Source organism: Prosthecobacter sp. (assembly GCF_044373815.1).
Lineage (GTDB): Bacteria > Verrucomicrobiota > Verrucomicrobiia > Verrucomicrobiales > Verrucomicrobiaceae > Prosthecobacter.
In genome coordinates, this window is sequence record NZ_JBIPNG010000276.1 from 1 (window position 1) to 8,825 (window position 8,825).

An 8,825-nucleotide genomic window follows, 5' to 3' on the forward strand; every position below is an offset into this window, starting at 1 on the left:
TGACCAAAAACAAAACTGAGAACCCCTGGAAACCGACAGCCATAACCAGTCTTTTGGCCGTCCATGCGCTCCACGGTAAAACCGGTTCCCCCAAGTCGCTTTTCGTTATCAAGAAACTGAACCGCCGGTGAAAGCGCATCAGGATTTACGAATAAGTTGTCGGTCTCATAAAAAAGACACCATTCAAGATCGGGAAACCATTCTTGAGCACATGCGATCGCCTGATTGCATCCGTCAGCAAAGCTGCTCCGATCTGCAGGCTCAGGCTCCAAAAGATGAATGGGAAGGTTGGGATGCTTGTCTGCCAGCTGCCTCACGTAGTCACGGCTGCCATCGGTTGATCCGGCATCAAAGACAATGATTGCGCTGTCCAGCGGCAGTCTCTTCAATGCAGCGATGAGAGAAGGCAGCGCCATTTCCATAAGGTCTCGCCGATTGAAGGAATTAGTAACGGTAACAAATGAGACAGAGGACATAATCAAGGAAAGTACAGACTACCTAGCATCAGGAAAAGAAACGTAGATATCCCCCCAGACTTCACTAGTTACCTCCAGCCCTCCTAAAAAGGCTCTGGCAGCGTCGAAGTTGATCCACTGTGTAAAATGCAGAGACATTGACTCGCCGTAACTGAAATTGAAGAGAGCATTGCCCAGCCTAGCCAGCCAATCGAGACACTCGATAGAGGACTGTTTTGTTTCCGGTGTAAACTCCAACGAAATGAATGGGACTGGCCGTGTCAGTCCCTTGATGACTTTCAATTCAAAACCTTCAACATCAATTTTCGCAAAACGGGGCAGGCCAAATCGCGCAATCAAATCATCCATGGTCAACAGATCGACCAATCCAGCTGACTTCCAACGCTGGGAGGCAAACCTTCCGCTTTTTTGCGTGGCTTCCACCCATTCTTTGGACAGGCTCGAAATCATGTGAAAATTGCTGGTCATCAGTTCACTCGTTCCCTTGGAATCACTGAGGGCGTTTTCAAGAATCGTGACATTTGAATCGGAACCATACCAGAGACGGAGCGCCTGGGCACATTCACGCTGTGGCTCAACAGCCACAATACGCGCACCTAATCTGCGGAAGATCTTCAGTCTGTTTCCAATATTAGCACCGACATCAAAGCAAAGATCTCCCGGCTGAAGAAACTGGCTATAAAACTCTTGCATCTGCTGGTCATGGTCTGTCCATACAGTAGCTTCTTGTTGGGCATCAGAGCGGATTCTATGAGAACGCCGTATTGAGGCAATGAATGGGATTCTTGCGATTTTTTGAATGAGATTGTGCATGGAGCAAATTAGTTGATTCGGGCGCAATTCTGCCCCGGGAGGGGCACCACCGAAACGATCACCTGATTGTACAAAGAAGCGATTGTTACCGAGTGATGATGTGCGAGATGCTTGGCTATGGAGTCGCTGGGCAAGCTTTCCCCAGACACGTTCACCAACGCAGTCAATGCACCCTGAAGGGCGATTACATCACCATTTGGAAAGGTAACACCGCAAGGACCTATGGCTTCGGCGAGACCACCGCCGTCCGAGCCCACAATAATACAACCGCAGGCGATGCCTTCCAAGGCCACGATACCAAAAGGCTCGTTCCAGCGGGACGGAACAACCATGATCCGATGTTGGTTAAGAAGACGCACCAACTCTTCTCCAGATCTGGGACCGGTGAAACTGACCTGCGCCTCCAAACGAAGGCGTCGAACTTGCTCATTCAAGGCGTGCAGTTCGGGACCTGAACCAATAATCGTCAGAGAGAGCATCTGCCCCTGGTCACGCAAAAGAGCCAGTGCATCCAAAAGCAGGTCACAGCCCTTGTCCGAAACCAAGCGTCCCAGAAAAACCAAATCGCGGTCACGCCGCACCTCAGGCAAACGTCGAAACAATTGATGATCGTAGGGATTGGGAATCACATGACCATTGAGACCAAGGAACGTATCCACAGAGTGACTGCATGAAATATTGGCAGATGCGCAGTGAGCGAGTGCTTTCTTCAGACGATCGAGCGGTTTGACCGGAGAGCCCGGATTTTCGTACCAAATCTGATGAGTGGCAATCCAAGGCGGACAGCGAAAACCGCAGAACAACAACGGAAGCAGGCCCCAAAGACTGATATTGGCAAGAATAACGACGTCAGCGTTTCGGTATGCGGCAACAGTCGCGATGATGCCGGGGCGGCGAAGAACCTTGAACGAGAAAGAATCGGGTGCCGGATTGGGAGTATCTGTGATGACGGTGACAGCATGTCCCATACGCGTCCACTCAGTGGCCAGCACTTGCACGACAGTTTCAAGGCCACCAATTCGTGGAAAAAAAAATGGAGAGAAGAATACAAGCTTGAGAGCAGGCCCCGCCTCTTTTGTTCCATCGGTGGACCTGCGCGGCATCAGAGTATCATCGGTGGCAACCATTCACTTTTTTGAGTTCGTTCTCTCCCCTTCCCCATAAGAAAATTTTTTCTTCGGGATTTCCCAGCCTGATCTCAAAAGGTCATTTTTTACGCTTGAAAAACAACTCATAGGTCGTCCCGACATTGCTCACTGAGCCGAACGCCAGTTTCTTGATCAACCGAAAACCTCGTTGTGACAGAAAGTGGACCAGTTCTTCAAGCTGGCATGCCCCTTCATAGGCCTCGAAGTCGACTGCTTCACACTGCAGCCAGTGAATATGGTCCAAATAAACACCTCCTCCTTGCAGCACAAGCAATTCGGCCCCCTGCACATCGAGAACTGCGCCATCAAAGTGATCTGGGGAATACCCCAAGTTGGTTAACAGTGTGTCTAAACGCAGCGAGATAAGATTGAGAGTCTGGACATGCTGTATATCGGGCCACGCCTCTGCATGACGCTTGAATTTAAAAACCGAGGAGGACTCGCCCTCGTTGCTCGTGACATTGAATTCGATAGAATCTCCATCTCTGTCTGTGAGCAATGCAAGAGCTGATGTCTGATCAGGATAATCACGCAATGTTTCAACCAGTTTCGAATGAACCTTCGGCAGCGCCTCTATCCACAGTACCTCCAGATGGTGCCTCGCATATAAATCACGTTCCTGCCCATGATTGGCCCCAATATGCAAAATTCGTCGGCACTTTCGAAGCATTGGATTTTCGTACCCCCGCAGGATCCACCAGAGTTTGCGCAAAATCCTCAAAGGAAGGGATACTAAACTCATAGACAGTGGTGGCTTGCAATCTTCTGAATGCTTAAAGCGGACATAGACAAGTTTTGCTCAAAATTCGGCCACCAATTCACGATAAACTGTAACTACATGGTGCCGAAAGCGTTGTGGGACGAATTGGGCGGCAAAATCACGAGTTTGTACAGCATCTTCCAATAAAGATTCAGGATGATCGCAGTATCGATGAAGACGGGCCGCAATAGCCGCCGAGTCCATCGCAGGCACACGCCACGCAGGATCGGGGACCGGAGCGCCACAGTTGTCCGACAGCAGCACAGGAATACCACAGGCCATCGCCTCCACAGCGACCCAGCCAAAAGCGTCGGCTACAGAGGGCAGCACCAGCAGGTCATGCTGGGCATAGAGCTCACGTAGACGGTGTTTGGTGAGCGGGCCAGTAGCGACGATTTCGGCACGGCCAATGCTGGAGGGTATCGTCAACTGATCGGTGGGCCGACCGGCCAAGGTCAGCCGCACAGGAGCATCCAGCAGTTCCATCGCCTTGAACAGGAAGGGCAATCCTTTGCGAAGGGAAAGCTCGCCTACAAAGAGCAGATGAAGTGTGCCCACCGATACCGAAGAGCGCTTTGGAGCGGCGACCGGTTGCCAGAAATCGGTGTCGACCCATAGGGGGTTCTGGAAGAGCCGCTCAGGAGCGACCCCCTGGCGCACAAAACTCTGCCCATGGAACTCTGAATAGACCATGAGGCGGCTGGCCAGTTCATACTCCTGCAACTTCCGCTCCATCATGGCTTCACCATCTGGAAATCCTTTCCAGGGAAGATCACAGGCATCCGAAGCTTGCTGCATGAGGGTCTCAAGCTCCACAGGGTGCAACTGGGGGCAGTCGTGTAGAGTCCGGGTGCCTGTGGTGCGCGCAGCCTGTAACGAAGCCAGGGCGCAACGCTCGGTGGTCACCAAGATCGTCGGCGGTGCTTCACGCACCCGACGAGCGCAGTGCCGGTCAAACCAATCAAACATGGCCATGGATTCATCCTGGGCGCCCAATCGACGCTGTAAAGCGTCCCACAACCAAGGCCAGGGATATTCACGCACCCGATGGACATCCAGTCCGGCTACACGTCGGTTGCGCAGGCGTTCCGGACCAAGCAGCCGACTTGCCCGCCCACCCCAAAGGCCCGGGGCATCGTAGAAGGAGCAGTGGAACTCCCGCAGCACGCCCATTTCCTGCGCGGCCAAAGCACATTCATAAGCGGTATGCACCCCGCTGTAGGCCACATCTATCGTGGGTGTGGGGCGCGACGTGCTCATGGAACTTCTCAACATGTTAAACTGTTTATCTGGGTGCTATCAAGGCGGCCTCAAGCCTTCGATTTCAGCCGTGCCACATCGGCATCGACCAGATGGAAAACCATGTCCTCAAATTTTGTCGCTGAATCCCACCCGGTCTGTTGCCGAATCTTGTCGGCACACCCCAAAAGCGGCACACTCTCTTCCGTGCGATAAAAAGCCTCACTCACCTCCACATGATCCTGCCAGTTCAACCCTACACGAGAGAAGGCCACCCGGCAGAGATCTTCGACGCTGTGCAGCACCCCGCTGGAGACCACGAAATCCTCCGGGGTCGCATGATTGAGGATGGCGTGCATGGCGCGAACATAGTCCGGTGCATACCCCCAATCCCGCCGTGCCTCCAGATTTCCCAGCCTCAATTTGTCCGTAAAACCCAATGAAATGCGGGCGGCCGCCATGCTGATCTTGCGGGTCACAAATTCAGGCCTCCGACGCGGGCTTTCGTGGTTGTAGAGGATGCCGACTCCGCAAAACATGCCATATTGCTCCCGGTAATTTCGCGCCAGATGGTAACCTGCCACTTTGCTTATGCCGTAGGCGCTGCGCGGATTCAATGGGGTGTGCTCGTCTTGAGGAGCGCAAGACGGACGGCCAAACATTTCGCTAGATCCGGCAAAGTAGAACCGGCATTGCGGTTGAAATTCGTTCAACGCCGCCAGCAGATAGTGCGTGCTGGCGATGTTGTTCTGAATGGTCTGATAGCCATCTGCCAATCGCTCCCCCACGAAGCTTGACGCTGCCAGATGGTAACATTCGTCGAACGGCGTTTTTGAAATGAGGCGATAGAGGCCTGGAAAGTTGTCCAAGCTCACCGCATGAAGCTGACAGCGTTCGTAAAGTTCGGGCGGCACATCCTGCAGCAGGTTGCTCCGGATGTGCTCCAGCCCGGTTTGACGTGCCAGACCATGTACTTCGTAACCAAGACTCAACAGGAACTCCGCGAGGTAAAATCCGTCTTGTCCGGTGATGCCGGTGATGAGCGCTCGTTTCATGTCATCAAGTCTATTCTCCACGTCTAGGAAAACTGGACGCAGTGTGAAGTGAACGAAGCTGCTTTGCGTAGCTGGCTGCATTAAGAGTCAGGGAATGCTTGTCATACCAGCCCTTCAAAGCGCCGGCCAAAGCCTCCCATGGAAGCTTTGAAACGTCCGTGGTCCTCTCAAGCGTTGTTTCATTCAAGAGGTGGACGCCGTCCTGCAATCCATCCTCAAGCCGGGGGCGCTGTCCTTGGCAGATGACCCCCAAACCGTGTGAGGCAAAGGCCGCCATCAAGGTGGACTTGCCGAAGCATTCCGGATTGTAGGCCGAGTAGCCTACACGGCACGAAAGCAACAGCCTCGAGATATCCGCCGCCGCCATGAAGCCATGGCCGTGCAATTCGACTCCCGGTGTCTCGACATCAGGCAGCCGCCCCCCTCCCAGCACATGCAGCCGGGACAAACCCAGGCGGCGGCAATGATCCGCTGCCCGTGTAATCGTGGCAGCGAGGCTTTCCCCCGTGTAAATACCCCAGCCAAACATGAACATGGCGGGTTCGCGCTCGGTCCAGGCTGGCAACGTCTTCGGTTCGCCAAAATTGGAAAACACTGGCATGGCAACCACTTCCCGGCCGTTCATTCCGGGAATCGAGCGTAGCCAGGAGGCATACCCCTCCCGGTTCGTGCGCAGTCCGTCTGAAGCGAGGGCGATCCGGCGCATGACCCATTGTTGCAGGGGCTGCAGCCAGAACGCGGATGTGGTTACGGGGCCGGAAGCTGCCAGCTCATGAAACATGGTCAGCAACCGCGGACGATCTTGAATCTTGGAAAGCTGCTGCCAGCCAGCCGCCAGCCAAAACGGCACACCTCGTTTTTGATAGCCGTAAGAAGAAAGGTGCAGGATCACCGCGGAAAACTCACGCTGTCGTGACACGACGAAATCGACCAGACTCCTTGTGCTCAAATCCGGCAGCCTGTGCACAGGAAATTCCGCCTCCCCCACAGGCTCATTCCAAGTGGTTCCAGCACAAAGGAAGCTGCTTTGAATGCCTTGTTCTGCCTCAAGGCGTTGCGCAATCCCCCACGCATAGTCACCAACTCCACAAACAGCCGGTGGAACTTTCGGGAGAATTTGCAGGGCTGGACGCTTCTCACTTGGCATGATGGAAAGCTGCAGCGGCTTCGTTCGAAGGGAATACCAAAAAGTTGTCTCCGTTTCGAGCCTCATTCAGGTCGGGGGGAATCGAAAAAACATAACCTCGTTCCTGCAGCCAATCGATCGCCCTATGCGAAGACTCGTGGTACTCCGCAGATAATTCAATGTAAATGACCGGACGATGTTTCCGAATGGTGTTTTCGGCACCCATAAGCACGTCGATTTCAAACCCCTCTGTGTCAATTTTCAGAAAGTCGAGCCTAGAAAGAGCAGGCAATGCTTCATCCAAGGGCAGGACTGCGACTTCTTCTGTCAGACGGGTTACCTCCACGATGTCCCGAGTGGGACGCAAGGAGGCGTTACCTGAACTGGCAGGAATCGTGAGACTCAAGGTTTCACGGTGGCGGCCACAGGCCTGCTGATGTGTCCTGACGTTGGCCAAACGATTGCGCCCGACAAGTGCAGCGAGTTTGGCATGCATAAAACTGGCGGGCTCAAAACTATGCACACAGCCCCGCGCCCCAGCGAGTTCAGAGAACACCAAGGTAGTAAGCCCAAGATTGGCGCCCACATCGACGACGGTGGCGCCCGGAAGAACATGCGGTCCGAACACTTGCAAAAGAGACTGGTGCCACTCGGCAAAGTGTGTGTGATAGATCACTTCCTGGACATCACCGTCGTTATAGCAAGGAAACTCCACGCTGCCATATTGCACCCAAGCAGGAAAAGACGAAGCTCGCGCCACCAAGTTAGCCAACCTGCGCTTCGTGAGTTCAGTCAATATAATGTCACGCAGACGATGAATGAAGCCCTGAGGGTTGGCGATGAGAAGATGGAGTCCTGTAATGAGCTTCATTTAGCAAAGGATGATCGGGATTAACGATATGAATTTTTGACAGAACGATTACCGACTCAGCGGACGTCCTGATTGGCCACCGGTGGGCGTGCGATCAGAAAAAAGCGTTCCTCTGGCAAGGGCATGCCAAAGTACCAAGCAACAAAATCTCCATGGGCTTCGGGTGTTACAAAGCAAGAGTAACCATTGTCCACAAAGACCTGAAGAATTGCCTCCTTGGTGGTGTGCTGTTCCAGTCCAGCTCCGACGTGGACTTCGACGAAGAACTCAGCCCCGTGGCGCAGCACTGCAGTAGCTCCGGCGAGTGCTTCGCCCTCATATCCTTCAATGTCGATGACAACCACATCCGGCCTGCCGAACTCGCCCGCGAGAGAATCAACCGAAACGGTGAGCATGGACTCGCCCACTGCGGTTTGGGAAACCTGGCCATTGAGTGTTGCCGTAAAGGGGACCGACTGACCGGATTCCTTCGCCACTAACGCATGGATAATCGTGACTTGATCAGCTAGGCCATTGAGCACCATATTCTGACGGGCGACGCTGGCATTGTGCGGTGTAGCCTCCACGGCGACGACCTGCCCGCCTGGAGTTACTTCACGGGCAAGCATCATGGCCACAACACCCTGATGCGCACCCAGATCAAAGACCCGCGCACCGGCTTGGAGTCGGCCTTGGCGCATGAAGACGATTTCCCGAAGTTCCGGCCAGTCATGATCATACCAGCTTTCTGCGAGAGTATCTGTGAGACGGACAGAAAAGTCATGCCCTCCATAGCAATGAGCCACCGTCCGGGCGGGAAAGTGCTGGATGAGGCGGCGCAAGCGCCACTGCTTGATGGCATGCACTGCCTGAGAGGGCAGGAGCTTTTTGATGATGCTGCGGACGAACGGACTCATAAGACAATGGGAATCGGGTGAGTAGAGAAAGAGGATGAGGCTTCATTCAAGCCGATTGCAGAGATTCCAAGAACTGGCTGCAAGCGCGTTTGAGCCTTCCAAATCTACCGCGAAAAGAACGACTGGCGGCCTCTCTTCGAGCAGCGGTCTGCTGCACCTGCAGAGCCCAATTTTTCTTCTCATCAGGGGTGAGAAATTCCTCCATCAGACAGTCGATTGGCCGCCGCTCCTCCATGCGGCAGCCAGCCCAATGGATGAGATAAGGAGTCTCATTGGGAGTTTTCCAAAACTGCCTGAACTCGCCGGGATAATCCCCCGCCCAGCTTGACTGCATGTTCCATGGCGGCAGGGTGAGATTGTGCACGGGGACCCCGGAAGATAGGACGAGGAGATTCATCCCTGGCTGGTCACAATTATGATACGACAGACACGTTTCTTTGA

Annotated in this window: 9 protein-coding genes; all 9 read right to left on the reverse strand. The window is 53.9% G+C overall.

Translation table 11 applies throughout. From position 1 onward, the window contains the following. On the reverse strand, window positions 1-476 hold a 476-nt coding region (locus tag ACIREA_RS20125), incomplete at its 3' end, for a glycosyltransferase family 2 protein (RefSeq protein ID WP_397384136.1). Window positions 477-494: 18 nt separating this feature from the next. Next, on the reverse strand, window positions 495-1,289 hold the full coding sequence (locus ACIREA_RS20130; RefSeq protein WP_397384137.1) for an FkbM family methyltransferase: 795 nt from the start codon (window positions 1,287-1,289) through the stop codon (window positions 495-497). An 8-nt stretch (window positions 1,290-1,297) separates the two neighbouring features. Further along, window positions 1,298-2,416 (reverse strand): glycosyltransferase family 4 protein, encoded by a 1,119-nt coding sequence (locus tag ACIREA_RS20135; protein WP_397384138.1) that lies wholly within the window; start codon window positions 2,414-2,416, stop codon window positions 1,298-1,300. 79 nt (window positions 2,417-2,495) lie between these two features. Then, the gene (locus ACIREA_RS20140) at window positions 2,496-3,179 is read right to left on the reverse strand and encodes an FkbM family methyltransferase (RefSeq protein ID WP_397384139.1); all 684 of its coding nucleotides are present in this window, start codon (window positions 3,177-3,179) and stop codon (window positions 2,496-2,498) included. A 57-nt stretch (window positions 3,180-3,236) separates the two neighbouring features. Further along, the gene (locus ACIREA_RS20145) at window positions 3,237-4,457 is read right to left on the reverse strand and encodes a glycosyltransferase family 4 protein (RefSeq protein ID WP_397384140.1); all 1,221 of its coding nucleotides are present in this window, start codon (window positions 4,455-4,457) and stop codon (window positions 3,237-3,239) included. A gap of 50 nt (window positions 4,458-4,507) precedes the next feature. Next, a complete protein-coding gene (locus ACIREA_RS20150) occupies window positions 4,508-5,572 on the reverse strand; it encodes a GDP-mannose 4,6-dehydratase (RefSeq protein ID WP_397384141.1) in 1,065 nt (354 codons plus the stop codon). Beyond that, the gene (locus ACIREA_RS20155) at window positions 5,502-6,479 is read right to left on the reverse strand and encodes a hypothetical protein (protein ID WP_397384142.1); all 978 of its coding nucleotides are present in this window, start codon (window positions 6,477-6,479) and stop codon (window positions 5,502-5,504) included. The genes ACIREA_RS20150 and ACIREA_RS20155 overlap by 71 nt, the downstream gene beginning before the upstream one ends. Window positions 6,480-6,627: 148 nt before the next feature. Beyond that, window positions 6,628-7,488 carry an FkbM family methyltransferase gene (locus ACIREA_RS20160; RefSeq protein WP_397384143.1) on the reverse strand — a complete coding sequence of 287 codons (861 nt, stop codon included), beginning with the start codon at window positions 7,486-7,488 and terminating at the stop codon, window positions 6,628-6,630. 56 nt (window positions 7,489-7,544) lie between these two features. Then, complete coding sequence (locus tag ACIREA_RS20165) at window positions 7,545-8,384, reverse strand: FkbM family methyltransferase (protein WP_397384144.1); 840 nt, start codon at window positions 8,382-8,384, stop codon at window positions 7,545-7,547. Window positions 8,385-8,825 lie beyond the last annotated feature (441 nt).